We start from the raw sequence: 26,457 nt of genomic DNA, 5'->3' as shown, positions 1-26,457 counted from the left end.
ACTCTCAAGGACTCGCACCGGAAGGCCTGCCATGAGCACTCTGCACAGGACCCTGCGACAGTACGTCGACGACGGCACCGTCCCGGGGGCGGTGGGCCTGGTGGCCCGCGGCGACGACGTGGAGGTGGTGACCGTCGGCGCGCAGGACGCCGACGGCACGGCCCCGATGACCCGGGAGTCCCTCTTCCGCATCGCCTCGATCACCAAGCCGGTCACGGCGGCGGCGCTGCTCACGCTGGTGGACGACGGCACGGTCGGCCTCGACGCGCCGGTGGCCGAGTGGCTGCCGGAGCTCGCGGAGCCGATGGCGGTCCGTACGCCGTCTTCTCCCGTGGACGACCTGGTCCCGGCGGCCCGTCCGATCACGGTCGAGGACCTGCTGAGCTCGCGCCCGGGCTGGGGCTTCCCGTCGGACTTCTCCCTGCCGGCCGTGCAGGCCCTCTTCGCCGTGCAGAAGGACGGCCGCTTCCCACAGGCCTATCCCGACCCGGACACCTGGCTGACGGACCTGGCCCGGGTGCCTCTCCTCCACCAGCCGGGCGAGGCCTGGCTGTACGGGACGGCGTCCGATCTACAGGGCATCCTGATCGCGCGGGCGTCGGGCCGCAGCCTGCCCGAGTTCCTCGCGGAGCGGCTGTTCGAGCCCCTGGGCATGAAGGACACGGCGTTCGAGGTCCCGAAGGAGAAGCGGGACCGTTTCACCACCGCGTACCGTCCCGACGGCGTGGGCGCGCTGGAGGTGTCGGACACCCCGGACGGCGAGTGGAGCAGCGTGCCGCGGTTCCCGTCGGGCGGCGGGGGCCTGGCGTCGACGGCCGACGACTGGCTGGCCTTCGCCCGCCTTCTGCTGAACGCGGGCGAGGCCGGCGGCCGCCGCATCCTCTCCCCCACCTCGGTGAGCCGTATGACGACCAATCACCTGACGGCGGCCCAGCGCGACATCGGCGCGCTCTTCATGGAAGGCCAGGGCTGGGGCTACGGCGGTCAGGTCGACGTCTCCCCCGTCGACCCGTGGAACGTCCCGGGCCGCTACGGCTGGGTCGGCGGCACGGGGACGACGGCCCACATCGTCCCGCAGACGGGCACGGTGACGATCCTGCTGACGCAGGTGGCGATGGAGAACCCGACCCCGACCCCGCTGATGCGGGACTTCTGGCGGTGCACGGCCAAGTAGGGGCCAGGTGGCAGCGGTCAGTGGCAGTGGCCGTGCCGGCCGAGGGTCTCCACGGGGGTCGCGCCGGGACGGGTCCACTGCGGCACGGGCCGGCTGGTCGGGCCCCAGGTCGGGTTCCCGTCCGCGTCCGAGCGCCAGGACCAGCACGCGCTGCCGCCCGTGGGCCAGTCCTCCGGGTTGTCCTCCCATGCCTCGCCGCGGCCGTAGGGCGTCATGTCGAGCAGGCCCAGGGACCCGTTGACGCGCTCGTTGCCGCGGCCCGTCGTGGAGTAGGTGAGGAACACGCGGTCGCCGTCGCGCAGGAAGCAGGTGAGATACCCCATGCTGCCGCCGGCCGGTCCGTCCACGCCCCGTACCGAGTACCAGGGCTGGGTGTAGCCCATGAACTCGACGAAGGGGGCCACCTCGTCCCATGGGCCCGTGGTCAGGACGGCGAACGACACGCCTCGGGCGTTGAGGTAGGCGGCGTCCTTCAGATGCCAGGCCGTGGTGGTGCAGCCCTCGCACTGCCCCTGGTGCGGCGCGCCGTCGTACCACATGTGCTTGTAGACGACGAGCTCGTCGCGGCCCTGGAACAGGTCGAGGAACGGGACCGGGCCGTCGGGTCCGACGACCTCGACCGTCCCGTCGAACTCCACCATCGGCAGCCGGCGGCGGGCCGCGGCGATCGCGTCGCCCTCGTGGGTGTGGGCCTTCTCCCGGACCAGCAGCTCGTCACGGGCGGCCTGCCAGGCAGCCAGGTCGACGACGGGCGGGCGGCCGGGCAGTGCGGTGGCCGAGGCGGTGGCCGGGTCGTCGGGCGTGGTCGTCATGGCGTCCTCCGTGGTCCGTGGTGTCAGGTGCCGGTCCGGTCGGCGTCGTACGGCGTCGTGCGACGTCCTACGACGCACACGACGACGCTCACCGGTACAGACTCGCGACCCGGCCGGAACTCATCGGACGCGCTGCCGCAGCCCGTGCAGCAGGAGGTCCACCAAGGCCCGGAAGTCGTCCTGCGACCCCGGCTGTTCCCACTCCTGGAAGTAGGCGGGGTCGTGGAAGCGGGCGGTGGCCTGGAAGACGGCGCGGGCGGTGGTCGCCGGGGCGGGAGCCGTGAACGCGCCCGTCGCCACGCCCGCCTCGATGATCCGGGTCAGCTGGCCGGTGAGGTCGTCGAGGTGTTCGCCCACCACCGAGCCGCTCTCGACGGTCAGCACCATGTACGTGGCGAACAGCTCGGGGTCGCCGCCCGCCTTGCGGCGCTTGGCCTCGTAGAGCTCCGCGAGCCAGTCGCGCAGCCGGGTCTCCGGGTCGCGGGTCTCGTCGGCGGTGATGCCGGAGAGGGTCTCGGACGTGTGGTCCAGCCACCGCTTAGTGACCGCCGCACGCAGCGCCGCCTTGGTGCGGAAGTGGCGGTAGACGCTGCCGTGACTGACGCCGAGCGCGCGGGCCACGTCGACCACGGTGGCCTTGGCCGGACCGTGGCGGCGCAGCACCTCCTCGGTGGTCTCGAGGATGCGTTCGGCGGTCAGGGCCTCGGCCGGTGGTGACATGCTCAGACCGTACCCGGAAGGGCGATCACGCTTCGAGGTGAGTCATCTGGGCCTCCGGGTAGCGCGCGCCCGCGGCGGCGTCGGCCGGGACCGCTTCCTCGATCGCAGCGAGGTCGGCCTCGTCCAGCGTGACCTGCAGCGCGCCGAGCGACTCCGCGAGCCGCTCGCGGGTCCGCGCGCCGACCAGCGGCACGATGTCGTCGCCCCGGCCGAGCACCCAGGCGATCGCGATCTGCGCGACGGAGACGCCCTTCTGCTCGGCGATCTTCCGCAGAGCCTCCACCAGGTTCAGGTTGTGCTGGAGGTTGTCGCCCTGGAAGCGGGGGGACCGCGCGCGGAAATCGTCTGCCGCGAGTTTCCGGTCGGCGCTGAAGTGCCCGGAGATCAGCCCGCGCGACAGGACTCCGTACGCGGTGATCGAGATGCCCAGCTCACGGGTGGTGGGCAGGATCTCCCGCTCGATGCCGCGGGTGATCAGCGCGTACTCGATCTGGAGGTCGGCGATCGGCGCGGTGGCGGCGGCCCGGCGGATCGTCTGCGCGCCGACCTCGCTGAGGCCGATGTGCCGGACGTACCCCTTCTCGACCAGTTCGGCGATCGCTCCGACCGTCTCCTCGATCGGTACGGCCGGGTCGAGCCGGGCGATGCGGTAGACGTCGAGGTGGTCGACGCCGAGGCGCTGAAGGGAGTAGGCGGCGAAGTTCTTCACCGCTGCCGGGCGGCCGTCGTAGCCGCTCCAGCTGCCGTCCGGGTCGCGCAGCGCGCCGAACTTCACGCTGATCTGCGCCTGCTCGCGCCGGGCGGCGGGGGCGGTGCGGAGGGCTTCGCCGATCAGCATCTCGTTGTGGCCCATGGCGTAGAAGTCGCCGGTGTCCAGCAGGGTCACGCCGGCCTCCAGAGCGGCGTGGATCGTCGCGATCGACTCGGCCCGGTCCGCCTCGCCGTACAGCGCGGACATGCCCATGCAGCCGAGGCCGAGGGCGGAGACCTGGGGGCCGGTGGTGCCGAGGGTGCGTGTGGGGATCGTCATACCCAACAGCATGGCATGACAGCTGACAGATTTCAATATCTGTCAGTCGTCCGGTCGACAGGCCCGGGGCCCCGGGGACAATGAGAGATGTCGGCGTGCAGTCACCTCGGCGGCGCCTGCCGCCGTGGAGGCCGCCATGAGCATCCGCATCGCCACGTTCAACATGGAGAACCTCTTCCGCCGGCCCACGGCGTTCCGCATCCCGGACCCGGTGAAGCGCAAGGAGATCCTCGACGACTTCGCCACGCTGGTCGGCCTCCTCGACCTGCCGGTGTACTCGGACAGCGACAAGACGAAGATCGCCGGGCTCATCGAGAAGCACCGGGCGTACGACATCGACCCGACGAACCCGCCGCCGATCTACGTGAACCAGTCCCGTCCGGGCAAGGACTCCGGACTGTTCAAGCCGCCGGGGCCGGGCAAGCACCCCAGCATCGAGGTGACCGCCAAGGGTCGTGCCGCGTGGGCCGGTTGGGCCGAACTCGGGCAGGACGACTTCGACCTGGACGCGGTGCGGAACACCGGCCGGGTGGTCTCAGAGGTCGACGCCGACATCCTGCTCACCGTGGAGGTCGAGGACCGGCTCACCCTGGAGCGCTTCAACACGCAGGTCCTCGCGGGGGCGCTCGGCAGGCGGCCGTACCCCTACAGCCTGCTGATCGACGGCAACGACAGCCGGGGCATCGACATCGGGATCCTCAGCCGTCACCCGATCACGTCCATCCGGTCCCACATCTTCGACACCCACCCGGAACGCCCCGACCAGCGGCTCTTCAGCCGCGACTGCCCCGAGTTCGAGATCCGGCTCAACGGCACGCCCCTGGTGATCCTCGGCAACCACCTGAAGAGCAAGTTCCAGGACGATCCCGAACTGCGGCTGGCACAGGCGAAGCGGGTCGCGGAGATCTACACAGCGGCGAGGGAGCGCTCCCCGCACGTCATCGTCGCCGGGGACCTCAACGACGACCCCGACAGCGACGCGGTCACCGTGCTACGGGACACCGGCATCCACGACGTGATGAGCCACCGCACCTATCGCGGCCTCCCCGGCACCCACGGCGACTGCAAGAGCGAGCGGAACAAGATCGACTACCTCCTGCTCGCGCCGGAGCTGTGGCGGGAGGTGCAGCACGTCGGCCTGGAGACCCGTGGAATCTTCGCGGACGACATCAAGTCCTTCGACACGGTGACGTCGAAGGGCAACGAGGCGTCCGACCACGCGGCGCTCTACGCGGACGTCGACCTGTAGGCCCCGACGAACGCCCCCCAGGCCTCCGGCCCGAAGACAAGCACACCCCGGGCGGGAGCCTTGCTGTCCCGCACGGGAACGAAGGGGAGGTCGTCGGAGACCTCAAGGCACTGACCGCCGTCCGAGTTGCTGTAGCTGCTCTTGCGCCACGTCACATTGCTCAGGTCGATGGCTCGCACGGCACTTCCTCCAAGATGCGCAAGATGAACGTCCGCGACTCAGCGGGATTCAGCGCCAGGTCACGTACCGCATCATATGTCCGGTGCAGACGCTCAACCCTGCTTGTCTCCTCGACCAGTTCACCCCGTACGTCGTTTTCGGTGTAAGCCACCGTTCGGCCATCCACTAGGCGCAGGAACATCATGTCGGTGCTGTCCAGCGAGTGCAGCCCCGTGCCGAACGGCAGCACATGAAGGGTGATGTTCGGGCGCACCACGGCCTCTAGCAGGCACTCCAGCTGTTCTCGCCACTCTCGGGGGTCACGCAGCGAATTACGCAGCACCGCCTCAGAGAGGATCATGCGGAACGGGGGTGCGTCGACCCCCTCCAGCACCTTCCGCCGTCCAAGGCGGGCCTCGACCTGCTGTTCCAGGTCCTCACCCTTGAGCCCGCCCGCCGCGAGCGCCTCCCGTGCGTACCCGGCCGTGTGAAGCATCCCCGGTGGCCTGCTCACGCCGTAGTGCCACAGGCCAATCGCCTCGGCCTCCAGCAACATGTACCGCCGATACTGCTCCTTGAACTGCGAAGGATCCGCCACCGCCAACTCCCACAGAGTGAGCAGCATCGGCGTCGTCCCGTAGTGCTGGTCCAGGGCCTCTACGATCTCCGGGCTTCCCAGGTTCTGGCCGCCCTCCATCTTCCCGAAGGTCGACGCGTTCCAGCCGAGCACCTCCTCAAGCTGCCGCAGACTGTCCCCCTTGTCGGCCCGCAGTAAGCGCAGTTCCTCCGCGAACCGTCGCCGAGGTTCCTGGCTCCGTCCCGTGATCACCCGCCTCGACGGCATCTCACCCCTCCGGAATTTATGGAATTTGCACCGCTGACCGACGCCGAACCCCACCTCAACGGCGTGCCGACCCCGCTCCAGGGCCATCCTGACGACAACCCCCCACCACCCAGAGTAGCCCAACCCTCACATTTCGTAGGGAAGTTGGGTAAAAGGAGCGGATGACATGCAGCACGAACCCGGCACCCTCCTCTACGACCCGGCCACCGACAAGGTCGGTGAGTACCGCGACCGGTCCGGCCCCTACGCGATGCTGCGGCCGGTCGGCGGCGGACGGGAGTGGCAGGCCGACCCGGCCGCCGTGCGCCCGGCCACCCCCCAGGAGCGGCTGAGCGCGGGCGTCCGGGCGGCGAACCGACGCCCCCGGACCGACGCGCCGTTCCTCGTCGGCATCGGCACGCCCCGCCCGCCCGTGCCGACGCCCGACTGCGCCGAGTGCGTCGATCTGGCGGCGCGACGGGCCGACGCCCGCGCCACGCACGACTACAGCGCGGAGACCGACGCCAACGTGCTGCTGCGCAGCCACCAGCGGCGCGAGCACCGGGAATGACGAATGCCGGGCCCCCGAAAAGGGACCCGGCACTCGGAGCCGAGGGGAGGCGCGGCCTCAGCAGCCGATCAGACGCCCCGCGAGGTAGCCCTCGATCTGGTCGAGGGACACCCGCTCCTGCTTCATGGAGTCCCGCTCGCGCACGGTGACCGCGTTGTCGTCCAGCGTGTCGAAGTCGACCGTCACGCAGTACGGCGTGCCGATCTCGTCCTGGCGGCGGTAGCGGCGGCCGATGGCGCCGGCGTCGTCGAACTCGATGTTCCAGTTCTGGCGGAGAGCGGCCGCCAGACCCTTGGCCTTCGGGGAGAGCTCCGGGTTGCGGGACAGCGGCAGGACCGCGACCTTCACCGGGGCCAGACGGTGGTCCAGGCGCAGGACCGTCCGCTTCTCCAGCTTGCCCTTGGCGTTGGGCGCCTCGTCCTCGACGTAGGCGTCCAGGAGGAACGCCAGCATGGCGCGGCCGACACCCGCCGCCGGCTCGATGACGTACGGAGTCCAGCGCTCCTGGGCTTCCTGGTCGTAGTAGGCGAGGTCCTGGCCGGAGGCCTTGGAGTGCGCGCCCAGGTCGTAGTCGGTGCGGTTCGCGACGCCCTCGAGCTCGCCCCACTCGTTGCCGCCGAACTGGAAGCGGTACTCGATGTCGGCGGTGCGCTTGGAGTAGTGGGAGAGCTTCTCCTTCGGGTGCTCGTACCACCGCATGTTCTCTTCACGCAGGCCCAGGCCGGTGTACCAGTTCCAGCGCTGCTCCATCCAGTACTCCTGCCACTTCTCGTCCTCGCCCGGCTTGACGAAGAACTCCATCTCCATCTGCTCGAACTCGCGGGTGCGGAAGATGAAGTTGCCGGGCGTGATCTCGTTGCGGAAGGACTTGCCCATCTGGGCGATGCCGAACGGCGGCTTGCGGCGCGAAGTGGTCTGCACCTGGGCGAAGTTGGTGAAGATGCCCTGGGCGGTCTCGGGGCGCAGGTAGGCGATGGAGCCGGTGTCCTGCGTGGGGCCGAGGTGGGTGGAGAGCAGGCCGGAGAACTGCTTGGGCTCGGTGAACTGGCCCTTGTTGCCGCAGTTGGGGCAGTTGATGTCGGCCATGCCGTTCTCCGGCAGGCGGCCGTGCTTGGCCTCGTAGGCCTCTTCGAGGTGGTCCGCGCGGAACCGCTTGTGGCAGGAGGTGCACTCGGTCAGCGGGTCGGAGAAGGTGGCGACGTGACCGGAGGCCACCCAGACCTCGGGGGCCAGGATGACGGACGAGTCGATGCCGACCACGTCCTCGCGCGACGTGACCATGTAGCGCCACCACTGGCGCTTCAGGTTCTCCTTGAGCTCGACACCCAGCGGTCCGTAGTCCCAGGCGGCACGCTGTCCGCCGTAGATCTCACTGCAGGGGAATACAAAGCCACGGCGCTTGCTCAGGCTGACGATGGTGTCGATCTTGTCGGCGGCCACGGTGCTCTCTTCATAACGACGACGGGCGACGAAGCGAGATGCTTCCAGCGAAGACTTCAGGGTACCGGCGGGTCCTCCCCCTCGACCAAATCGGTGGTCGTTCGCGGGGGGCCATACCGCAGCCCTTCGGGGCTTACCGGGCCCTTACGCTGCCCTCACCCGGATCCTTGTTGACAACGGTTTCCATATTTGTTGAAAATGACTGTCATGAACGCACGACGACTCATATCCGGCACCGCGGTCGCCGCGGCCACCGCCCTCGGCCTCGGCACCCTGTCCGCCTGCTCCTCCGACAGCGCGGCCGCGGCCAACACGGACAAGTTCGACGTCGTCGCGTCGTTCTACCCGATGGCCTTCCTCGCCGAGCAGATAGGCGGGGCGCATGTGCACGTCACCAGCCTGACCGAGCCCGGCCAGGAGCCGCACGACCTGGAGATCAGCGCCAAGCAGACCGCCGCGCTCCAGGAGTCCGACGCGGTGCTCTACCTGAAGAACCTCCAGCCCTCCGTCGACTCCGCGGTGTCCCAGTCCGAGATCAAGACCAAGATCGACGCCGCCTCCCTCACCACGATGGAGAAGCACGGCAACGAGGTCGGCGGCCACGCGGCCGAGCACGACGGCCACGAGAACGAGGAGCTGGCCGGCCTCGACCCGCACATCTGGCTCGACCCGGTCCGCTACTCCCAGGTCGCCCAGGGCGTCGGCAAGGCCTTCGAGAAGGCCGACCCGGACCACGCCGCCGACTACAAGGCCAACACCGCGGCCCTCGTGAAGAAGCTCGACGAGCTGAACACGCAGTTCAAGACCGGGCTCGCGAACACGAAGACCAAGGTCTTCGTCACCACCCACGCCGCCTTCGGCTACCTCGCCGAGCGCTACGGCCTGACCGAGGAGGCCATCACCGGCCTCGACCCCGACTCGGAGCCCAGCGCCGCCCGCGTGAAGGAGCTTGAGAAGATGGCCAAGGCCGACGGCGTCACGACCGTGTTCTACGAGACGCTCGTCAGCGACAAGACCGCGAAGACCATCGCCTCCGACGCCGGGCTGAAGACGGACGTCCTCGACCCGATCGAGGGCATCGTCAAGGGCAAGTCCAGGGGCACGGACTACTTCTCGGTCCAGGAGGCCAACCTCAAGGCGCTGCAGACGGCCATGGGAACCAAATGACCGGTACGGAGGACGACGACATGGCCGAGCCCGTCATCGCGATGCGCGAAGTACGCGCGGACCTGGGCTCGCGCCCCGTTCTGCGGGGCGTCGACCTCACCGTGCGACGCGGTGAGGTCGTCGCCCTGCTCGGCGCCAACGGCTCCGGCAAGTCGACGGCGGTGCGCAGCGTGATCGGCCAGGTGGCGATCGCCGACGGCGAGATCGAGCTGTTCGGCACCCCGCGCCGCCGGTTCCGGGACTGGGCGCGGATCGGCTACGTCCCGCAGCGCACGACGGCCGCCGGCGGCGTCCCGGCCACGGTGACGGAGGTCGTCTCCTCGGGCCGCCTCTCCCGCACCCGCTTCGGCGTCTTCCGCAAGGCCGACCGGGAGGCCGTACGGCACGCCCTGGAGCTCGTAGGCATGGCGGACCGCGCCAAGGACAGCGTCGACGCTCTCTCCGGCGGCCAGCACCAGCGCGTGCTCATCGCCCGCGCCCTCGCCTCCGAGCCCGAGCTGCTGATCATGGACGAGCCGATGGCGGGCGTCGACCTGGCCAGCCAGGAGATCCTGGCGCAGACGCTGAAGGCGCAGGTCGCGGCGGGTACGACCGTGCTGCTCGTCCTGCACGAACTGGGTCCCCTGGAGCCCCTGATCGACCGGGCGGTGGTGCTCCGCGACGGCTGCGTCCTGCACGACGGGCCGCCCCCGCAGGCCGTCGGCCAGCACGCGCTTCCCGGCCACGACCACGTACACCCGCACGCACCCGCGGGCGCCGAACCGATCCGTACGGGACTGCTGAGCTGATGGACTTCCTGAACTACGCCTTCATGCAGCGGGCGCTGCTCGCCGCGATCCTCGTCGGCATCACCGCCCCCGCCGTCGGCATCTACCTCGTCCAGCGCCGTCAGGCCCTCATGGGCGACGGCATCGGCCACGTCGCGATGACGGGCGTCGGCCTCGGCTTCCTGCTGTCCTGGTCCCCGGTGTGGATGGCCACGGCGGTCTCCGTCCTCGGCGCCGTCGTCATGGAACTCATCCGCTGGTACGGCAGGACCCGCGGCGACATCGCCCTCGCCATGCTCTTCTACGGCGGCATGGCCGGCGGCGTGATGTTCATCAACCTCGCGCCGACGGGCTCCAACGCGAACCTGACGTCGTACCTCTTCGGCTCGCTCTCGACCGTGTCGGAATCGGACGTCACCGCGATCTGCCTGCTCGCCGCCTTCGTGGTCCTGGTCACTCTCGGCCTGCGCCGCCAGCTCTTCGCCGTCAGCCAGGACGAGGAGTTCGCCCGGGTGACGGGCCTGCCCGTGCGCGCGCTGAACCTGCTGACGGCGATCACGGCGGCGGTGACGGTGACGGTCGCGATGCGGGTGGTGGGCCTGCTGCTGGTGTCGGCCCTGATGGTCGTCCCGGTGGCCGCCGCCCAGCAGCTCAGCCGCAGCTTCGCCGCCACCTTCGCGATCGCCGTCGCCATCGGCGTGACGGTGACCATCGGCGGCACGGTGACCTCGTACTACCAGGACGTCCCGCCCGGCGCGACGATCGTGCTGCTCACCATCGCCGCGTTCGTCGCACTGAGCGTGCTGGCCGCTCCGCTGGCCCGCCGCCGCGCCCGCGCACTGGCGGCGGCGCAGCCCGCCGGGGACCCGGCCGAGTGCGCGATTCCGGCCACCAGGAAGGCCGGGGACGGGATCGGCGTCTGACCGCGCACAGGCCGGACTGGCACAATGGCCGGGCAAGCGGCAGACGTGAGGCGCGCGAGAGCCGAAGGGGCGCGACACCGGCACAAGACGCCCCGTAGGCGAACGGGCCATCGAAGGAGGCAACGGTGACGACCGCTGGACCGCCCGTGAAGGGCCGTTCCACCCGGCAGCGTGCCGCCGTGGCAGCGGCGCTCGACGAGGTCGACGAGTTCCGCAGCGCCCAGGACCTGCACGACATGCTCAAGCACAAGGGCGACTCGGTCGGCCTGACCACGGTCTACCGCACCCTGCAGTCCCTCGCCGACGCGGGCGAGGTCGACGTCCTGCGCACCTCCGACGGCGAGTCCGTGTACCGCCGCTGCTCCACCGGCGAGCACCACCACCACCTGGTCTGCCGCGTGTGCGGCAAGGCCGTGGAGGTGGAGGGCCCGGCGGTGGAGAAGTGGGCCGAGGCCATCGCCGTGGAACACGGCTACGTCAACGTGGCCCACACGGTGGAGATCTTCGGCACGTGTTCCGACTGCGCGGGGGCCTCCGGCGGTTGAGCGGTGACGGTGTGCGGTGAGCCCGGGGTGACAGTCCCTGGGGGCTGCCGCCCCCGGCCCCCGGCCCCCGGCCCCCGGTGACTACGAGGTGGTCGGGTTTCCCGCGATGTCCCGCTCCATGGCCAGGAGTTCCTCGTTCGGGACGGCGCCGCCGAAGCGTCGGTCGCGGGAGGCGAACTCCACGCACGCCCGCCACAGGTCGCGGCGGTCGAAGTCCGGCCACAGCACGTCCTGGAAGACCATCTCCGCGTACGCGCTCTGCCAGAGCAGGTAGTTGGAGGTGCGCTGCTCGCCGCTCGGCCGCAGGAACAGGTCGACGTCCGGCATGTCCGGGTAGTACAGGTACTTCGCGAGGGTCTTCTCGGTGATCTTGGACGGGTCCAGCCTGCCCGCCTTGACGTCCTCGGCGAGCGCCTGCGCGGCGTCGGCGATCTCCGCGCGGCCGCCGTAGTTCATGCAGAAGTAGAGCGTGAGCCGGTCGTTGTCCTTCGTCTGCTCCTGGGCGATCTGGAGCTCCTTGGCGACCGACTTCCACAGCTTGGGCATCCGGCCCACCCAGCGGACGCGGACGCCGAGCTCGTCGAGCTGGTCACGGCTCTTGCGGATGAAGTCGCGGTTGAAGTTCATCAGGAAGCGCACCTCGTCGGGCGAGCGCTTCCAGTTCTCGGTGGAGAACGCGTACAGCGAGATGTTCCGCACGCCCAGCTCGACCCCGCCCTGCAGCACGTCGAGGACCTGCTCGGCGCCGACCTTGTGGCCCTCGGTGCGCGGCAGCCCGCGCTGCTTGGCCCAGCGGCCGTTGCCGTCCATGACGATCGCCACATGCTCGGGCACCAGCTCACCGGGGAGCTTCGGCGGGCGCGCGCCGGACGGGTGCGGCTCCGGCGTCCTGTACTCCCGACGCTGCCGTCCCAGGAACCCGCGTACCACCATGTGTCTCTCGTCTCCTCTGCTGCCTGTTTCTCTACGTGCCTACGTGCTATTTCTCTACGTACCGAAGGGAGCGCAGGCCGCGCTCCAGATGCCAGTGCAGGTAGGCGGACACCAGCCCGCTGCCCTCCCGGACGTACCGCGGCTCGCACGCGTCCGCCGTCTCCCAGTCTCCCGTGAGCAGCGCACCCAGCAGGACCAGGGTCTGCGGCGAGGGCACGACGCTGCCGGCCACCCGGCAGTCGGCGCAGACCGAACCGCCGGCGGCGACGGAAAAGAACCGGTTGGGGCCGGGCATTCCGCACTTGGCGCAGTCGCCGAAGCTGGGCGCGTAGCCGTTGACGGCCAGCGAGCGCAGCAGGAACGCGTCAAGGACGAGGTGCGGCGCGTGTTCGCCCCGGGCCAGCGTCCGCAGGGCGCCCACCAGCAGCAGGTACTGCTGCACGGCCGGCTCGCCCTCGTGGTCGGTGAACCGCTCGGCGGTCTCCAGCATGGCCGTGCCGGCGGTGTAGCGGCCGTAGTCGGTCACGATGCCGCCGCCGTACGGCGCGATGATCTCGCTCTGCGTGCACAGCGGCAGCCCGCGCCCGACGAGCTCGCTGCTGCCCCGCGCGAAGAACTGCACGTCGACGTGGGAGAAGGGCTCCAGCCGGGCCCCGAACTTGGACTTCGTCCGCCGCACCCCCCGCGCCACGGCCCGCACCCGCCCGTGCCCGCGGGTGAGCAGCGTGATGATCCGGTCGGCCTCGCCGAGCTTCTGCGTCCGCAGGACGACGCCGTCGTCCCGAAAGAGACTCATCGCACACCACCGCAACGCTCGCCCCGAAGCACACCCCGGCCCACCACACCCGACACCCGGGTGCCCGGCACACTGCCGTCGTCGCGGAACAGGCTCATACGGCCATTCTCGCTTACGCGAAGGGGGTGGCGGGACCGGGCCGACGGGATCCGTCGGGTGGAGCGGCGGGCACCGGGGCGCGATTCCCGGTGGTGGGCGGCGCACGCGGTGGCGGCGCGGCGCGGACGGGACGCCCGGGCCGGAAGAGGTCTCGGGGACGACGGCGGCCTTCCGGCGACCCTTCGATTCCCGCAACTCCCCTTCTACGAAGGTGCGTTGACTTTCGGTACGATCGAATCCGGCTGGGGGGAGCAATGGGCATGAGCGCATGGTCCACTCGGGACGCCGACGCGAGCGACTTACCGCGGCTCAGCGAACTCCTGACGGAGACCGGTGAGAGCGCTGCCGTGCCGTCGGCGGGCCTTCTTGCCGGCTCGATCGACGCGGGCCTGGTCCGGATCGCCGAGTCCGACGGCGAGGTCGTCGGATGCGCCGCAGCGGAAAGACCCTCATCCGGACACGTATGCCTGTCGGTGATCGCCGTTCGCGACGGCCTGCGAAGACGGGGAGTCGCTCTCCGCCTGCTGGCCGAGCTGTCGCAGCGGATCTCGGAGCAGCCCGGGCCGGCCCCGTTGTTCTCGGCGGTGGTGGAGGCCACCGCCGTCCCGGTGTCGGGGCTGCTGCTGAAGAGCGGGTTCATCGGCACCCGGGTCATGCGCACCAGCCGGGACGTCGACGGCATCTGCCTCCACTTCCAGCACAAGAGCCGCGTCGAGTACATCGACCCCGGCTCGCGCTATCTCGTGCCCCTCAGTGCACGGACCCAGCTGATCGAGTCCCTCGCACCGCAGGATCAGGCCGTGACCTCGTTGGTGTCGCTGGGCGGCGAACCCGCAGTCGAGATCACGCGCTTCGAGCGGGACGACCCCGCGACCCTCCAGTCCGGGGAGGCGGCGGCAGGCATCGCGTTCTCCGGAGCGATGCTCGCGGCCATCACCTTCCTCCTGGGCTTCGCCTTCACGTCGACCCGCTTCCCGGACGATGTTCGTCTCCTCCTGATCGGCGCGACGTTCAGCACGGTGCTGTCCCTGATCGTCTACGCCAGTGCCTCGGGAGAACTGGCCCGGATCCACTCGAACACCTTCGGAAAGATCATGAAGTACGGCAACGTGCTCTCCGAGTACGGTGGTGTGCTGCCCTTCGTCATCTCCCTCCCCGTGACCTACGCACAGGCGAGCGGTGATCCGGAGACGACCATGGTGCTGGCCGTGCTCCTGACCGTGGGCATCGCCTGGTACGAGCAGTCGGAGTTCTCCATCGCCCACCGGTTCCGCAGGAGCGCGGTGGAGATCGTCCTCATGGCGTTCACGGCGGCTTCGCCCCTCACGGGTGCGGCGGTCGTCGCGACGAAGACCACCAGCTGGCCATGGACCGCCGCGCTGGCCTGCGCCCTGGCCGCTCGCACCTGGCTGTACCTGTACCGGCGCGGCCCCGAAGCAGGGACCGCCGGTCGCAGACAGTGGCAGATCAGGGAGTGAGTTCCTCAGCGGCGCGCAGCAGGTCGGCGGCCTCCCGGGCGCACCCCCAGGACAGGGTCAGTCCGGCGCCTCCATGACCGTAGTTGTGCAGGAGCAGCGTCCCGTCCCGGTGCTCCGTCTCCAGCCGGACCCGGGGGCGGACCGGCCTGAGTCCCACGCGGTGGGCGATCACCGAGGCGTCGGCGAGGGCCGGCTCGACGGCCACGCATCGTCGGACGATGTCCAGGGCGGCCGCGGCGTCAGGGCGGAGATCCCAGCTGTCCCAGTCCGAGGTGCCCCCCAGGATCACCACGTCGGAGTGCGGATAGATGTAGGTGAGCTCTTCGGCGTCGGGGGTGTCGTCGCAGAAGAAGGTCCCGATGCCGGGGTTCTCCACCACGACGAGTTGACCGCGCACGGCCTGCACGGACGGATCGCCGACCAGCGCCCGCGAACCCGTTCCCGTGCAGTTCACGATGACGGGCGCCTCCGGCAGCGCCTCTTCGAGCGATGCGTAACGGCGCTGCCGAAGCCGACCGCCGGCCTTCACCAACCGGTCGACGAGATGGTCCAGATATGTGGGCATGTCGACGACGGGAGCACGGTAACGCCAGCCTTCGACGTAGCCCGGGCGCAGGTCGCCCTGCTCGCACGGACTGGCGTCGACCCATGAGGCCCAAGCCGGCTTGTCCCGTGGCAGGCGGGACTCGTGTGTGCCCTCGACCAGGCGGACTCCCGTCCTGTCGTCGGCGCCGAGTTCCAGCAGGGCCAGAAGGGTTTCCCTGCTCCAGCGTTCCACCAGGTCGGCGGGCTCGGCCAGGAACGGATCCCACGAGGCGCCCGCCGCCGCCGAGGTCGTGGCACCGGGGAGCAGTTCGGCGTCCACTCGCACGTCCCGGCCCGCCTCGGCGAGCCGGACGGCTGTGGTGAGCCCGATCACTCCGGCACCGATCACGACCGCTGGCGCCGACACCATCGCCTCCTCGGTAGGGCTCCTCCGGCGGCTGCCGGCGGCCGTACGGTCCGCCTCTGAGGAGCCCTCAGTCTATCGTCGGTCCTTCGGCCGAACGCCTCGCCGAATCCAGGCAACCGATTCCGCCCATCCGGTGGTCTGGAGGGCGAGGAGGGTGCTTGATGCAGGCGGAACTAGAGGAGCGGTTCCAGGAGTTCGTCAGAGCGCGGTGGTCCCGGCTCGTGCGGACCGCGTATCTGCTCACGGGGGACGTCCACCACGCGGAGGACCTGACGCAGACCGCGCTGGCCAAGGCGTACCGGTCGTGGCGGCGGATCTCGCGTGCCGACAACCCGGAGGCGTATGTCCGGCGGATGCTGGTCAGTTGCAACAGTGACCGGTTCCGCAAGCGGCGGGTCGCCGAGGCGCTGACCGCGGCGCCGCCGGAGCGGGCGGGGCGGGACGAGGGCGCGGGGCGGGTCGAGGAGCGTGGCTCCCTGCTGGCCGGGCTGGCCCAACTGCCCCCGAAGCAACGGGCGGTGGTGGTGCTGCGGTACTGGGAGGACCTGTCCGAGGCGGAGGTGGCCGAGGTGCTCGGCTGCTCGCCCGGCACGGTCAAGAGCCAGGCCTCGAAGGGGCTGGCGAAGTTGCGTACGTATCCGGGGCTGGCTCCCGCCGGTCGCGCGGTGTCCGGTGGCCAGGGTCGGGCTCAGGGGCAGGGAGGCAGCAGTGGGTGAGGCAGACAACCCGGCAAACACAGACAACCAGGAAGACTTCGGGTTCGAGGAGCGGATGCGTGAGCTGCTCGCTGAGGACGCGTACGCCGTTCGTCCCTCCCCGGCGCCGTATCCGGCGATCCGGCGCCGGGGACTGGCCGAGCGGCGGCGGCGCGCGGCGGTGACCGGCGCGGCGCTGGCGACGCTGGCCGCGGTGCCGGTGGGGGCGTACGCCGTGGCCGGGGGGAACGGGGGGCGGGGCGCCGACACGGCGGCGCCGAGGCCGTCGGCCAGCGCCCCGCACAGCCCGGCCGTCACCCCGTCCGCCACACCCACCGGACCCGCGCGGCCGGCCACCGACCGGCAGTTGTTCGACGGGATCACGTTCGCGCAGGCGGCGAACGGGCTGCAGAAGTGCATCGACTGGGACCAGAGGAACACGCCGTCGGCGCTGGGCCGCGAGGGTCTGGGCAAGGCCGCGGACTACCGGATCATCCTGGCGATCAAGAGCACCGGTGACTCCAACGCGCCCGGCGACGGCATGTACGTCGTCGCGACCAAAACGCAGCCGGCCGGCTCCCGGGTGATCTGCAACGTCAGGAACGGCGAGGCTGGGGGCATCAACTCCGGTTCGGGCGACGTCGGTGCGCCGGACGCGGGTCCGGTCGTGGCCGACATCAACGGCGGCAAGCTGTACCAGCAGTCGTTCATCGACAAGGGCAACTGGAAGCTGCCGTTCCGCTGGGGGTTCATCGGCACGGTCGAACCGTCCGTCGCCAGGGTGACCGTCTCCTACGGCGACGGCGGCCCCGTCACCGCCTCCCTGGACCACGGCTGGTTCGTCGCCGCCGGCATCCTGAACCAGCAGGTCACCGTGGCCCCGCACATCAAGGGCTACGACGCGGCCGGCAAACTCGTCTACGACTCCGACGACGACAAGTCGTACGAGCGGACCCTGCCGTAGGGGAACAGGTCCGGCGTCAGGACGGGGTGCGGGCCGCTGCCAGCAGCCGGGTCACGTCGTCCGCGCAGATCATCAGGGCCGTGCCCACCGTCGCGAGGACCTCGCGCTCGGCGGGGGTGTACGGGCCGTCCGCGAGGGCGATGCGGGCGCCCTGGAGCAGGATCGATTCACGGCCGGCCGGCGCGAGGTGGGGGGCGAGGGGGTCGAGGGCCTCGTGGAGCTCTATGGCGAGGCCCGCGCCGTACGGTTCGCCGTAGCTGTGGCCGGTGTCGGCGGCGAGGGCGTCGACGAGGGCGGCGAGCTGTTCCTCGGTGCAGTCGGCGAAACCGGCCGCGCGCACCGCGCCCGCCGCCGTCTGAAGGGACGTCGGGGCGCAGGCGCCGCCCGCGGACAGGACCGCGAGGGCGACGGTGTGGACGGCGTCGCGGAGCATCGCGGAGAAGCGGATGGTGGTGGGGTGGTCGAGGACGTCGGTGCCGAAGTGGCGTCGGCAGGCGGCGCACTCGACGACCGGCCCGGTCGCGCCGCGCGGGGCGACGGGCACACCGAGGACGGTGAAGCGGCGCCGGCCGGTCAGCCGCTGGTAGTTGCGGTCGCCGCCGCAGCCCGGGCAGAAGAACTCTCCGTCGCCCACGGTCGTCCACGCGGTGCGGGTGCCCAGGATGCGGGCAAGCCTGGTGACACGGCCGTCTCGTCCCCGTCCTGGCAGCACGTCGCACCTCCGTAACTCCCCCACAGCCTTAAGGGCGCGGGAGGTGCCCCCAGGCAACATCGCCGCGTCTGCGTGATGTTAGCCACATCAGGGAGGACTAGTCAGCACCCAGGACGAGACCTTTCCGTGACCTCCACGCCGCGGTGGCCGAAAACGACGGGGCCCTGGTCGCCGTATACGACGACCGGGGCCCCTAAACCGCCGGTCAGGAGGGTCAGCGGGTGGCGCGGTTGACGGCCGAGACGACTGCCTTCAGCGAGGCACGCGTCGTGTTCGCGTCGATGCCGATGCCCCACAGGACCTTGTCGTCGATCGCGCATTCGATGTACGAGGCGGCCTGCGCGGACGCGCCCTCGCTCATCGTGTGCTCCTGATAGTCCAGCAGGCGTACGTCGATGCCGATGCCCTGGAGCGCGTGGAAGAAGGCCGAGATCGGACCGTTGCCGGTGCCGACCAGCGTCGTCTCCGCGCCGTCGACCTCGGCCTCGACGGTCAGCGTGTCCACGCCGTCCTTGTCGGTCGTCGACTGCCCCGCCCTGAGCTGCATCCGCCCCCAGGCGTTCTCGGGGTTGGGCAGGTACTCGTCGCGGAAGACGGCCCAGATGTCGGAGCCGGTGACCTCGCCGCCCTCGGCGTCGGTCTTGGCCTGGATCAGCTTGGAGAACTCGATCTGCATCCGGCGCGGCAGGTCCAGCTTGTGGTCGTTCTTCAGGACGTACGCGATACCGCCCTTGCCGGACTGCGAGTTGACGCGGATGACGGCCTCGTAGGAGCGGCCGACGTCCTTCGGGTCGATCGGCAGGTACGGGACCGCCCACTCGATGTCGTCGACGGTGACGCCCTTCGCGGCCGCGTCGGCCTCCATGGCGTCGAAGCCCTTCTTGATGGCGTCCTGGTGGGAGCCGGAGAAGGACGTGTAGACCAGGTCGCCCACGTACGGGTGGCGCGGGTGGACCTCCATCTGGTTGCAGTACTCCCACGTACGACGGATCTCGTCGATGTCGGAGAAGTCGATCTGCGGGTCGACGCCCTGCGAGAACAGGTTCATGCCCAGGGTGACCAGGTCGACGTTGCCGGTGCGCTCGCCCTGCCCGAACAGACAGCCCTCGATGCGGTCGGCGCCGGCCATCAGCGCCAGCTCGGCCGCCGCCACGGCCGTACCGCGGTCGTTGTGGGGGTGGACGGACAGCACGACGTGCTCGCGGCGGGAGAGGTTGCGGCCCATCCACTCGAAGCGGTCGGCGTGCGTCGACGGCGTCGAACGCTCCACCGTGGCCGGCAGGTTCAGGATGATCTCGCGGCCCGGACCGGGCTGGTAGACGTCCATCACCGCCTCGCAGACCTCGAGGGCGAAGTCCAGCTCGGTGTCGGTGAAGATCTCGGGGCTGTACTGGTAGCCGAACTCGGTCTCCGGGCCCAGCAGCTTCTGCGCGTACTCCATCACCAGGCGGGTGCCGTCGACGGCGATCTGCTTGATGTCGTCCCTGGAGCCGCGGAAGACGACCCGGCGGAACACCGGGGCCGTGGCGTTGTACAGGTGGACGGTGGCGCGCTTGGCGCCCTTGAGGGACTCCACGGTCCGCTCGATCAGGTCCTCGCGGGCCTGGGTCAGCACGGAGATCGTGACGTCGTCCGGGATCGCGCCCTCTTCCTCGATGATCGAGCGCACGAAGTCGAAGTCGGTCTGGCCGGAGGCCGGGAAGCCGACCTCGATCTCCTTGTAGCCCATCTTGACCAGTTGGTCGAACATCCGGCGCTTGCGCTCGGGCGACATGGGGTCGATCAGGGCCTGGTTGCCGTCACGCAGGTCGGTGGAGAGCCAGCGGGGGGCGGTGGTGATCCGGTTGTTCGGCCAGGTGCGGTCGGCGATGTCGACCTGCTCGTACTGTCCGTACTTGTGGACCGGCATCTGGCTGGGCTGCTGGCGGTTCGCCATGGGGCGTTGGCTCCTCGGGGTGACCGGAGAATGTCCGGACGGAAGGACGGCCGACGCGCAACACCAAGCACCGCGGGGAGGGGGTCGGCCTCGACTACAGGCCCTCGCCGCGGCAGCTAAGGAGAAGCAGCCCGAAACGCATAGTGCTCCGCAGCCTAGCCGAGGCGCTGGTGTCACGCGGGTTCGTATCAGTATGCGGGACCGGCGGAAACAAATATAGGAAAAGGGGCGAAACGTGCTCCATACCACTTGAAGCCACGGATCGGCCATGTTTGTCACAGTTTTTCACCGATCATGGTTGCCTGTGGTGACATTGGGGTAACGCAGTGCAAGGGTGCCGGGCATGACGACCCACGGGGGCTTCGAGCCCGTCTTCTGCACCGTCGTACCGCCGCACATCCTCGACCGGCTGGCCAGGAGCGACGATCCGGCCCTCGCCGGCCCCGCCCGGCGCACCATCCTGCGCGACAGCGAGCTGCGCTCCCTGCGCCAGGTGACCACCGAGTACGGTCTCGTGGCCGCCCCGAAGGCGAAGGCGCCGTCGGACCAGCCGCTGCGCACCGTCTACGACTGCGAGCACGGCACCACCCTGCCCGGCGTCAAGGTCCGCGCCGAGGGCTCCGAGCCCGGCCAGGACGCCAGTGTCAACCGCGCCTACTCCGGCCTCGGCGCCACCTTCGAGCTCTACCTGAAGGCCTACACGCGCCACTCCATCGACGGCGACGGGCTGCCCCTCGACGCCACCGTGCACTACGACGAGGGCTACAACAACGCCTTCTGGAACGGCGAACAGATGGTGTTCGGCGACGGTGACGGCGAGATCTTCGTCGACTTCACCTCCTCCATCGACGTCATCGGGCACGAGCTCACCCACGGCGTCACGCAGTACACGGCGAACCTGACCTACAACGGCCAGCCGGGCGCCCTCAACGAGTCGATGTCCGACGTCTTCGGCTCGCTCATCAAGCAGTACTCCCTCGGCCAGACCGCCGCCGAGGCCGACTGGCTGATCGGCGCGGACCTGCTCGCCCCGGGCGTCACCGGCACCGCCCTGCGCTCCATGAAGGCGCCGGGCACGGCCTACGACGACGACGTCCTCGGCAAGGACCCGCAGCCCGCGACGATGGACGGCTATGTCCGCACCGGCCGCGACAACGGCGGTGTCCACATCAACTCGGGCATCCCGAACCACGCGTTCTACCTGGCCGCCACCGCCCTCGGCGGCCACGCCTGGGAGAAGGCGGGCCAGATCTGGTACGACGTCCTGACCGGCGGCGAGCTCACCGAGAGGGCCTTCTTCACCGACTTCGCGGGGCTGACGGTGAAGGCCGCGCGCGAGCGCTTCGGCGACGGCGGGGAGGAGTTCCAGGCCGTGGAGAAAGCGTGGGAGCAGGTGGGGGTGCGGATTCTCTGACCGCGGGATAGACAGGGACCCATGCGTATTCAGGTGCGGCGCACGGGCGGGTTCGCGGGCATCGAGCGGCAGGCCGAGGTGGACACCTCGGGGCGGCCCGATGCCGGCGACTGGCACGCCCTGGCCGAGCAGGCGGTCGCCGCCGGTCGGGGCGACCCTCCCATGGGCGTGCCCGACGGGTTCCGTTACGAGATCACCGTGGACGGCAAGACGGTGTACGCGGCAGATCCCCGGCTCACCCCGGAGCAGCGGGAGCTGATCTCGCGGGTGCTGAAGGAAGGGGCCTGAAGGAAAGGGCCTGAAGGACGGGGCCTGACCGGTCGGTCGCGCCGGGCGTGAACTGCCACTTCACGCCCGGGCGTTGACTTCCTTACCCGTGGGTAAGGATGATCCCGCCCATGGCGAACGATCCGCGTCCCGCGGCCCATCCGATTCCCCCGATCCCCCCGTTCCCGGCCGGCTTCCTGTGGGGGGTGTCCACCTCCGCCCATCAGATCGAGGGCGCGGTCGACCAGCGCGAACCGTCCGTGTGGGACACCTTCACGGCCGAGCCCGGGCGGGTGAAGGACGGCTCCACGGCGGCCGTGGCCTGCGACCACTACCACCGCTACGGCGAGGACGTGGCCCTCCTGGCGGGCCTCGGAGTGGACGCCTACCGCTTCTCGATCTCCTGGCCGAGAGTGAACTCCCCCGGCGGCCTCGACTTCTACGACCGCCTCGTCGACGCCCTGCTGACGGCGGGCGTACGCCCCGTCCCCACCCTCTTCCACTGGGACCTCCCGGCGAACCTGGACTGGCTGGAGCGGGACACGGCGTCCCGGTTCGCGGAGTACGCGTCGGTGGTCGTGGACCGCCTCGGCGACCGCGTCAAGAAGTGGATCACCCTCAACGAGCCCGCCGAACACACCCTGTTGGGGCACGCGCTCGGCACCCACGCCCCCGGCAGGCAGCTGCTCTTCGACGCGCTGCCGGTGGCCCACCACCAGCTTCTGGCCCACGGCCTCGCCGTCCAGGCCCTGCGCGCGGCCGGCGCCACCGACATCGGCATCGCCAACTCCCACGGCCCGACCTGGCCGGCCTCCCAGGAGCCCGCCGACCTGGAGGCGGCGGCCTTCTACGACGTCCTGCTGAACCGCCTGTTCGCGGAGCCGCTGCTGCTCGGCGAATACCCCGACGGGCTGGGCGAGTTGATGCCGGGGGACATGGCGTCCGACCTGAAGGTGATCTCCGAGCCGCTCGACTGGTACGGGATCAACTACTACGCCCCGACGCGGGTAGGCGCCCCGCAGGGCACCGAGATCGAGTTCGGCGGGATCACCATGCCGGCCGAACTGCCCTTCTCCGTCCAGGAGATAGCCGACGTCCCGGTCACGGACTTCGGCTGGCCGGTGGTCCCCGAGGGCCTCACCGAACTCCTGACGACCTTCAAGGACCGCTACGGCGACCGCCTCCCGCCGGTGGTCATCACCGAGAACGGCTGCTCCTACGAGGGCCTCGACGACCAGGCCCGCATCGCCTACCTGGACGGCCACCTCCGCGCCCTGCACAAGGCGCTGGAGGCGGGCGTCGACGTGCGCGGCTACTTCGTGTGGTCGCTGCTGGACAACTTCGAGTGGGCGGAAGGGTATGCGCGCCGCTTCGGCCTGGTCCACGTCGACTACGCCACCCAGACCAGGACCCCGAAAGCGTCGTACGCCTGGCTGCGGGACGTGCTGCGGGCGCAGAGATCGCAGGCACGGGGATGACGACGGCCGACCGGGTTCCGGTCGCCGCGCTGGCCGAGCCCGTCGAGCGGGTCGGCCGGGGCTGGACGTCGGCCCTGTCGCTGGCCAACGGGGCGATCTGGGTTGGCTGGTACGGCCCGCTGCAGATCCTGCTGGCCTCCCAGGCCGAGGACTTCGCGCCCGGCTCCGGCATGTCGAAGGAGACGATGCTGGCCTGGGTGACGGGCGCGGGCGCGGTGATCTCGCTGGCCGCGAACCCGCTGTTCGGCGCGCTGTCGGACCGTACGACGTCCCGCCGGGGCCGGCGCACGCCGTGGATCGTGGCCGGCGCGGCGGGCGGCGCGCTCTCGCTGCTGCTGCTCGCGGGCGCGGGCGGCGTCTGGACGCTGGCGGCGGGCTGGTGCCTGGTCCAGCTGACCCTGAACGCGGCCTTCGCGGCGGTGACGGCGGCGGTGCCCGACCGGGTGCCGCGGCTCCAACGGGGCTCGGTGGGCGGCTGGTTGGGGGCCGCACAGATCCTGGGCGTGGTCGGCGGCACGGGGCTCGCGACGGTCGCCGGGGGCGTCGGGGCCGGATATGCGGCGTGCGCGGTGTTCACATGGGTGGGCGTGCTGCCGTACGTCCTGCGGTACGAGGATCTGCGGCTGCCGGCGGCGGACCGGCCGGCGTGGTCCTGGCGGGGCTTCGCGGCCGGGTTCTGGCTGAGCCCGCGCAGATACCCCGACCTGGGGTGGGCGTGGCTGACGCGCTTCCTGATGAACCTGAGCAACGCGCTGGTGCTGCTCTACCTGCTGTACTACCTGCGGGACCGGCTGGACTACGCCGACCCCGAGCAGGGCGTGCTGATCCTGACGGCCGTCAACGGGGTGACGCTGCTCGCCACGGTCGTCGTCGGGGGCGTCTGGTCGGACCGGGTCGGCCGGCGCAAGCCGTTCGTGATCTGGTCGGGCGTGCTGATGGCGGTGGCGACGGCGGGGCTCGCGGCCTGGCAGACCTGGCCGGGGGCGATCTTCGCGGCGGCCGTGCTGGGCGTGGGGTTCGGGGTCTTCACCTCCGTGGACTTCGCGCTGATGACGGACGTCCTGCCGAAGGCCGTGGACCGGGGCAAGGACCTGGGCATCATCAACGTCGCCAACGCCCTGCCCCAGGTCGCGGCGCCCGCCCTCGCCGCGCCGATCGTGACCTACCTGGGCGGCTACCGGGTGCTGTACCTGGTGGCCGCGGTGATCGGCCTGGCGGGGGCGGTGCTGGTGGGGCGGATCAGGGGGGTGGAGTGAGCGGGGTGGAGTGCGGGGTGCAGTGAGCCGGGGCTGGGACCTGTCCTAGAGGGCTCCGGCCTCGCGGGCCGCGTACACGCTCGGGTACAGCGGGCGGTAGCCCAGCTCACGGCGGATGCGGTCGGTGGACGTCAGCTGGAAGAACGGGTCGGGGTCGGTGCGCTCGTAGAGTTCGGCCGGGACGTCGACCCCGTTCAGCTGGTGCAGTTCGACCGCGGTGACGGGGGCGTCGTCGGCGATGTTGTAGATCCGGCCGGCGATGCCCGGCGCGTGCAGGATGCGCAGCAGGCCCTGGGCGACATCCGCGTGGTGACCCATGTGCAGCCGCTGGGTCGCCGCCCACTTCCCGGCCCACATCAGCGACTGGGCGAGGTGCGGGTCGCCTTCGCCGTAGACGAAGGGAAGTCGGGCGACGCGCACGTCCAGGTCCTCCATCGCGAGCAGCTCCCGCTCGGCCTGCGCCTTCGACTCGGGGTAGGCGCCCCACATGGTGCCGCCGGGCCGGGACTCGTCATCCTCGGTCAGCAGGCGGCCCCTCCCCTTGCCGTACACCAGCCCCGTGCTGACCTGCACGAACCGCTGCACGCCGGAGGCAAGCGCGGCGCGGCCCAGTTCCACCGCCGCGTCCCGGTTGACGGCCCACGCCTCCTCGTCCGGCACCCCGCGGAAGGCGGCCGCGACGTTCACGACCGCGTCCACCCCGGCCACCGCCTTGCCCAGCGCCTCCACGTCCCGCAGATCCCCGACCACCACCTCGGCGCCCAGCTCCGCGAAACGTTCCCCGCGGGCGGCGTCACGCACCAGGATCCGCGCCCTCTCCCCCGGCCGGGTCTGCGCCAGCAGCCTCGGCACGAACCGTCGGCCGACCTGTCCCGTCGTACCCGTCACCAGTGTCAGCATCGTCATCCGCTCCTCTTGGTCCAGTGGTCCAGTGGCCCTGTGCTCTGGTGCCACCAGCCTCGGCGGGAGCGGGGAGGACCGGGAGAGACCTCTCGATCAGGGGACCGGCAGTCCCTGGATAAGACGGGCGGCCTGCCGCAGTCTGGAGGGGTGAACCGACCCGAACTCGCCGACTTCCTGCGCCGCGGCCGCGCCCGTCTGACCCCGTCGGCCGTGGGCCTGACCGAGGGCGCCCGCCGCCGTACGCCCGGCCTGCGCCGCGAGGAGGTGGCACAGCTGGCCGGGATGTCGGTCGACTACTACACGCGGCTGGAGCAGTCCCGTGGCCCGCGCCCGTCCCGCCAGATGCTGACGGCGCTGGCCCGCGCCCTGCGGCTCACCGACTACGAACGCGACCATCTGTTCCACCTGGCCGGCGAGGAGCCGCCGCGCCGCGAGAGGGCGTCGACGCACGTCTCGCCGGGGCTGCTGCTGATCCTGGACCGTCTGCACGACACGCCGGCGCAGGTGGTGACCGACTGCGGCGAGGTCCTGGCCCAGAACGCGATGGGCAGGGCGCTGACCCTCGACGTGATGTCCCGCCCCCGGCGCGAGCGCAACCTGCTCCGCCGCTACTTCCTGGACCCCGGTGCCCGCGGTCTGTTCCCGCAGGAGGACCGGCCGGACCACGCCCGCGCCCAGGTGGCCAACCTGCGCGCGGTGACCGCGGCCCGCCCCGACGACCCGGAACCGGCCGCACTGGTCGCCGAACTCCGCGCGGGCAGCGAGGAGTTCGCGCGGCTGTGGGACGAGCACGAGGTGGCCCTGCGGCACAAGGCGACGAAACGCTTCCTGCACCCGCAGGTGGGCCTGCTGGAGCTGGACTGCGAGGTGCTGCTCAGCCACGAGCACCACCAGCTCCTGGTCATCCACACGGCCCGCCCGGGCACGGACACCTACGAGCGGCTCCAGCTGCTACGGGTGGTGGGACTCCAGGACATGTCCCCGCAAACGGTCTAGACAGCCCCGCAAACGGTTCAGAACCCCAGCTTGCGCAGCTGCTTCGGATCGCGCTGCCAGTCCTTGGCGACCTTCACATGGAGGTCCAGGCTGTATCAACATGCGGCTACCGCCGCGCGGCCGGGGTGCCGAGCAGGGCCTCGATCCGCCTGCGGGACTTGATGCCGACGCGACACCCCTTCAACCAACCCTAGAAAC

Annotated in this window: 27 protein-coding genes; 15 read left to right on the top strand and 12 right to left on the bottom strand. The window is 70.6% G+C overall.

The genetic code is table 11. The annotated features are described in order from the left end of the window. Positions 1 to 31 precede the first annotated feature (31 nt). Positions 32 to 1,174, top strand: coding sequence for a serine hydrolase domain-containing protein (locus tag ACZ5SK_RS36585; RefSeq protein WP_334579979.1), 1,143 nt, complete (start codon positions 32 to 34; stop codon positions 1,172 to 1,174). A 17-nt stretch (positions 1,175 to 1,191) separates the two neighbouring features. Here ACZ5SK_RS36585 and ACZ5SK_RS36580 read toward each other — a convergent pair whose 3' ends face one another. The 3 genes from ACZ5SK_RS36580 to ACZ5SK_RS36570 form a co-directional block, all read right to left on the bottom strand. Beyond that, a complete protein-coding gene (locus ACZ5SK_RS36580) occupies positions 1,192 to 1,986 on the bottom strand; it encodes a DUF899 domain-containing protein (RefSeq protein ID WP_334579978.1) in 795 nt (264 codons plus the stop codon). Positions 1,987 to 2,106: 120 nt separating this feature from the next. Then, positions 2,107 to 2,706, bottom strand: coding sequence for a TetR/AcrR family transcriptional regulator (locus tag ACZ5SK_RS36575; RefSeq protein WP_334579977.1), 600 nt, complete (start codon positions 2,704 to 2,706; stop codon positions 2,107 to 2,109). 25 nt (positions 2,707 to 2,731) lie between these two features. Then, complete coding sequence (locus ACZ5SK_RS36570) at positions 2,732 to 3,736, bottom strand: aldo/keto reductase (RefSeq protein WP_334579976.1); 1,005 nt, start codon at positions 3,734 to 3,736, stop codon at positions 2,732 to 2,734. A 136-nt stretch (positions 3,737 to 3,872) separates the two neighbouring features. On the opposite strand from ACZ5SK_RS36570, the gene ACZ5SK_RS36565 reads away from it, so the two are divergent. Beyond that, the gene (locus ACZ5SK_RS36565) at positions 3,873 to 4,985 is read left to right on the top strand and encodes an endonuclease/exonuclease/phosphatase family protein (RefSeq protein WP_468577043.1); all 1,113 of its coding nucleotides are present in this window, start codon (positions 3,873 to 3,875) and stop codon (positions 4,983 to 4,985) included. On the opposite strand, the gene ACZ5SK_RS36560 is transcribed toward ACZ5SK_RS36565, so the two are convergent. Together ACZ5SK_RS36560 and ACZ5SK_RS36555 are read right to left on the bottom strand one after the other, a co-directional pair. Further along, positions 4,964 to 5,164 carry a DUF397 domain-containing protein gene (locus tag ACZ5SK_RS36560; protein WP_361706682.1) on the bottom strand — a complete coding sequence of 67 codons (201 nt, stop codon included), beginning with the start codon at positions 5,162 to 5,164 and terminating at the stop codon, positions 4,964 to 4,966. The genes ACZ5SK_RS36565 and ACZ5SK_RS36560 overlap by 22 nt on opposite strands. Further along, a complete protein-coding gene (locus ACZ5SK_RS36555; RefSeq protein ID WP_334579973.1) occupies positions 5,146 to 5,988 on the bottom strand; it encodes a helix-turn-helix domain-containing protein in 843 nt (280 codons plus the stop codon). Before ACZ5SK_RS36555 ends, ACZ5SK_RS36560 begins: the two co-directional genes overlap by 19 nt. Before the next feature lie 166 nt (positions 5,989 to 6,154). Here ACZ5SK_RS36555 and ACZ5SK_RS36550 point away from each other — a divergent pair, with 166 nt between their 5' ends. Next, complete coding sequence (locus tag ACZ5SK_RS36550) at positions 6,155 to 6,538, top strand: hypothetical protein (protein ID WP_334579972.1); 384 nt, start codon at positions 6,155 to 6,157, stop codon at positions 6,536 to 6,538. Between the two features lie 57 nt (positions 6,539 to 6,595). Here ACZ5SK_RS36550 and ACZ5SK_RS36545 read toward each other — a convergent pair whose 3' ends face one another. Then, positions 6,596 to 7,978, bottom strand: coding sequence for a glycine--tRNA ligase (locus ACZ5SK_RS36545; RefSeq protein ID WP_334579971.1), 1,383 nt, complete (start codon positions 7,976 to 7,978; stop codon positions 6,596 to 6,598). 207 nt (positions 7,979 to 8,185) lie between these two features. Between ACZ5SK_RS36545 and ACZ5SK_RS36540 the strand changes: the two genes are divergently transcribed. From ACZ5SK_RS36540 to ACZ5SK_RS36525, 4 genes are all read left to right on the top strand, one after another. After that, positions 8,186 to 9,145, top strand: coding sequence for a metal ABC transporter substrate-binding protein (locus ACZ5SK_RS36540; protein ID WP_334579970.1), 960 nt, complete (start codon positions 8,186 to 8,188; stop codon positions 9,143 to 9,145). 20 nt (positions 9,146 to 9,165) lie between these two features. Beyond that, positions 9,166 to 9,933, top strand: coding sequence for a metal ABC transporter ATP-binding protein (locus tag ACZ5SK_RS36535; RefSeq protein ID WP_334581356.1), 768 nt, complete (start codon positions 9,166 to 9,168; stop codon positions 9,931 to 9,933). Further along, positions 9,933 to 10,835 carry a metal ABC transporter permease gene (locus ACZ5SK_RS36530; RefSeq protein WP_334579969.1) on the top strand — a complete coding sequence of 301 codons (903 nt, stop codon included), beginning with the start codon at positions 9,933 to 9,935 and terminating at the stop codon, positions 10,833 to 10,835. Before ACZ5SK_RS36535 ends, ACZ5SK_RS36530 begins: the two co-directional genes overlap by 1 nt. A 125-nt stretch (positions 10,836 to 10,960) precedes the next feature. Then, a complete protein-coding gene (locus tag ACZ5SK_RS36525) occupies positions 10,961 to 11,380 on the top strand; it encodes a Fur family transcriptional regulator (protein ID WP_334579968.1) in 420 nt (139 codons plus the stop codon). Positions 11,381 to 11,461: 81 nt separating this feature from the next. Here the strand turns inward: ACZ5SK_RS36525 and ACZ5SK_RS36520 are convergent, their stop codons facing one another. Further along, positions 11,462 to 12,313: an isoprenyl transferase gene (locus tag ACZ5SK_RS36520; protein WP_334579967.1), complete on the bottom strand. Its 852-nt coding sequence runs from the start codon at positions 12,311 to 12,313 to the stop codon at positions 11,462 to 11,464. 46 nt (positions 12,314 to 12,359) lie between these two features. Beyond that, positions 12,360 to 13,109, bottom strand: coding sequence for a DNA repair protein RecO (recO, locus tag ACZ5SK_RS36515; protein ID WP_319672199.1), 750 nt, complete (start codon positions 13,107 to 13,109; stop codon positions 12,360 to 12,362). Positions 13,110 to 13,468: 359 nt separating this feature from the next. Here recO and ACZ5SK_RS36510 point away from each other — a divergent pair, with 359 nt between their 5' ends. Then, entirely contained in the window at positions 13,469 to 14,686 is a 1,218-nt protein-coding gene (locus ACZ5SK_RS36510; RefSeq protein ID WP_334579966.1) for a GNAT family N-acetyltransferase, read from the top strand. Here the strand turns inward: ACZ5SK_RS36510 and ACZ5SK_RS36505 are convergent. Continuing rightward, complete coding sequence (locus ACZ5SK_RS36505; RefSeq protein ID WP_361706670.1) at positions 14,676 to 15,641, bottom strand: FAD-dependent oxidoreductase; 966 nt, start codon at positions 15,639 to 15,641, stop codon at positions 14,676 to 14,678. The genes ACZ5SK_RS36510 and ACZ5SK_RS36505 overlap by 11 nt on opposite strands. Before the next feature lie 158 nt (positions 15,642 to 15,799). On the opposite strand from ACZ5SK_RS36505, the gene ACZ5SK_RS36500 reads away from it, so the two are divergent. After that, positions 15,800 to 16,354: a SigE family RNA polymerase sigma factor gene (locus tag ACZ5SK_RS36500; protein ID WP_334579964.1), complete on the top strand. Its 555-nt coding sequence runs from the start codon at positions 15,800 to 15,802 to the stop codon at positions 16,352 to 16,354. After that, entirely contained in the window at positions 16,347 to 17,297 is a 951-nt protein-coding gene (locus tag ACZ5SK_RS36495) for a hypothetical protein (RefSeq protein WP_361706668.1), read from the top strand. The genes ACZ5SK_RS36500 and ACZ5SK_RS36495 overlap by 8 nt, the downstream gene beginning before the upstream one ends. Positions 17,298 to 17,313: 16 nt before the next feature. On the opposite strand, the gene ACZ5SK_RS36490 is transcribed toward ACZ5SK_RS36495, so the two are convergent. Then, positions 17,314 to 18,009 (bottom strand): TerB family tellurite resistance protein, encoded by a 696-nt coding sequence (locus tag ACZ5SK_RS36490; protein ID WP_334579962.1) that lies wholly within the window; start codon positions 18,007 to 18,009, stop codon positions 17,314 to 17,316. Positions 18,010 to 18,223: 214 nt separating this feature from the next. Next, positions 18,224 to 19,945 carry a 2-isopropylmalate synthase gene (gene leuA, locus ACZ5SK_RS36485; RefSeq protein WP_334579961.1) on the bottom strand — a complete coding sequence of 574 codons (1,722 nt, stop codon included), beginning with the start codon at positions 19,943 to 19,945 and terminating at the stop codon, positions 18,224 to 18,226. A 343-nt stretch (positions 19,946 to 20,288) separates the two neighbouring features. On the opposite strand from leuA, the gene ACZ5SK_RS36480 reads away from it, so the two are divergent. The 4 genes from ACZ5SK_RS36480 to ACZ5SK_RS36465 all read left to right on the top strand — a co-directional run bounded on the left by ACZ5SK_RS36480 (position 20,289) and on the right by ACZ5SK_RS36465 (position 24,360). Next, positions 20,289 to 21,359: a M4 family metallopeptidase gene (locus ACZ5SK_RS36480; protein WP_334579960.1), complete on the top strand. Its 1,071-nt coding sequence runs from the start codon at positions 20,289 to 20,291 to the stop codon at positions 21,357 to 21,359. A gap of 21 nt (positions 21,360 to 21,380) precedes the next feature. After that, complete coding sequence (locus tag ACZ5SK_RS36475) at positions 21,381 to 21,647, top strand: protealysin inhibitor emfourin (RefSeq protein ID WP_334579959.1); 267 nt, start codon at positions 21,381 to 21,383, stop codon at positions 21,645 to 21,647. A 110-nt stretch (positions 21,648 to 21,757) separates the two neighbouring features. Beyond that, positions 21,758 to 23,104 (top strand): GH1 family beta-glucosidase, encoded by a 1,347-nt coding sequence (locus ACZ5SK_RS36470; RefSeq protein WP_468577037.1) that lies wholly within the window; start codon positions 21,758 to 21,760, stop codon positions 23,102 to 23,104. Next, positions 23,101 to 24,360, top strand: a complete 1,260-nt coding sequence (locus ACZ5SK_RS36465) for an MFS transporter (RefSeq protein ID WP_361706662.1) — start codon at positions 23,101 to 23,103, stop codon at positions 24,358 to 24,360. The genes ACZ5SK_RS36470 and ACZ5SK_RS36465 overlap by 4 nt, the downstream gene beginning before the upstream one ends. A gap of 45 nt (positions 24,361 to 24,405) precedes the next feature. Here ACZ5SK_RS36465 and ACZ5SK_RS36460 read toward each other — a convergent pair whose 3' ends face one another. Next, positions 24,406 to 25,260 carry an NAD-dependent epimerase/dehydratase family protein gene (locus ACZ5SK_RS36460; protein WP_468577081.1) on the bottom strand — a complete coding sequence of 285 codons (855 nt, stop codon included), beginning with the start codon at positions 25,258 to 25,260 and terminating at the stop codon, positions 24,406 to 24,408. Positions 25,261 to 25,410: 150 nt separating this feature from the next. Here ACZ5SK_RS36460 and ACZ5SK_RS36455 point away from each other — a divergent pair, with 150 nt between their 5' ends. After that, the gene (locus ACZ5SK_RS36455; protein WP_334579956.1) at positions 25,411 to 26,259 is read left to right on the top strand and encodes a helix-turn-helix transcriptional regulator; all 849 of its coding nucleotides are present in this window, start codon (positions 25,411 to 25,413) and stop codon (positions 26,257 to 26,259) included. Positions 26,260 to 26,457 lie beyond the last annotated feature (198 nt).

It is taken from the genome of Streptomyces sp. NPDC031474, from assembly GCF_055581185.1.
The sequence above is the reverse complement of the archived record's forward strand: the minus strand, read 5'-3'. Positions and strand labels throughout refer to the sequence as shown.

Excerpts from the sequence above, each read along its gene's own strand:
- ACZ5SK_RS36585 (WP_334579979.1), top strand. The coding sequence starts at position 32 with ATGAGCACTCTGCACAGGACCCTGCGACAGTACGTCGACGACGGCACC.
- ACZ5SK_RS36580 (WP_334579978.1), bottom strand. The coding sequence starts at position 1,986 with ATGACGACCACGCCCGACGACCCGGCCACCGCCTCGGCCACCGCACTG.
- ACZ5SK_RS36575 (WP_334579977.1), bottom strand. The coding sequence starts at position 2,706 with ATGTCACCACCGGCCGAGGCCCTGACCGCCGAACGCATCCTCGAGACC.
- ACZ5SK_RS36570 (WP_334579976.1), bottom strand. The coding sequence starts at position 3,736 with ATGACGATCCCCACACGCACCCTCGGCACCACCGGCCCCCAGGTCTCC.
- ACZ5SK_RS36565 (WP_468577043.1), top strand. The coding sequence starts at position 3,873 with ATGAGCATCCGCATCGCCACGTTCAACATGGAGAACCTCTTCCGCCGG.
- ACZ5SK_RS36555 (WP_334579973.1), bottom strand. The coding sequence starts at position 5,988 with ATGCCGTCGAGGCGGGTGATCACGGGACGGAGCCAGGAACCTCGGCGA.
- ACZ5SK_RS36550 (WP_334579972.1), top strand. The coding sequence starts at position 6,155 with ATGCAGCACGAACCCGGCACCCTCCTCTACGACCCGGCCACCGACAAG.
- ACZ5SK_RS36540 (WP_334579970.1), top strand. The coding sequence starts at position 8,186 with ATGAACGCACGACGACTCATATCCGGCACCGCGGTCGCCGCGGCCACC.
- ACZ5SK_RS36535 (WP_334581356.1), top strand. The coding sequence starts at position 9,166 with ATGGCCGAGCCCGTCATCGCGATGCGCGAAGTACGCGCGGACCTGGGC.
- ACZ5SK_RS36530 (WP_334579969.1), top strand. The coding sequence starts at position 9,933 with ATGGACTTCCTGAACTACGCCTTCATGCAGCGGGCGCTGCTCGCCGCG.
- ACZ5SK_RS36520 (WP_334579967.1), bottom strand. The coding sequence starts at position 12,313 with ATGGTGGTACGCGGGTTCCTGGGACGGCAGCGTCGGGAGTACAGGACG.
- recO (WP_319672199.1), bottom strand. The coding sequence starts at position 13,109 with ATGAGTCTCTTTCGGGACGACGGCGTCGTCCTGCGGACGCAGAAGCTC.
- ACZ5SK_RS36510 (WP_334579966.1), top strand. The coding sequence starts at position 13,469 with ATGAGCGCATGGTCCACTCGGGACGCCGACGCGAGCGACTTACCGCGG.
- ACZ5SK_RS36505 (WP_361706670.1), bottom strand. The coding sequence starts at position 15,641 with ATGGTGTCGGCGCCAGCGGTCGTGATCGGTGCCGGAGTGATCGGGCTC.
- ACZ5SK_RS36500 (WP_334579964.1), top strand. The coding sequence starts at position 15,800 with ATGCAGGCGGAACTAGAGGAGCGGTTCCAGGAGTTCGTCAGAGCGCGG.
- leuA (WP_334579961.1), bottom strand. The coding sequence starts at position 19,945 with ATGGCGAACCGCCAGCAGCCCAGCCAGATGCCGGTCCACAAGTACGGA.
- ACZ5SK_RS36480 (WP_334579960.1), top strand. The coding sequence starts at position 20,289 with ATGACGACCCACGGGGGCTTCGAGCCCGTCTTCTGCACCGTCGTACCG.
- ACZ5SK_RS36475 (WP_334579959.1), top strand. The coding sequence starts at position 21,381 with ATGCGTATTCAGGTGCGGCGCACGGGCGGGTTCGCGGGCATCGAGCGG.
- ACZ5SK_RS36470 (WP_468577037.1), top strand. The coding sequence starts at position 21,758 with ATGGCGAACGATCCGCGTCCCGCGGCCCATCCGATTCCCCCGATCCCC.
- ACZ5SK_RS36465 (WP_361706662.1), top strand. The coding sequence starts at position 23,101 with ATGACGACGGCCGACCGGGTTCCGGTCGCCGCGCTGGCCGAGCCCGTC.
- ACZ5SK_RS36460 (WP_468577081.1), bottom strand. The coding sequence starts at position 25,260 with ATGCTGACACTGGTGACGGGTACGACGGGACAGGTCGGCCGACGGTTC.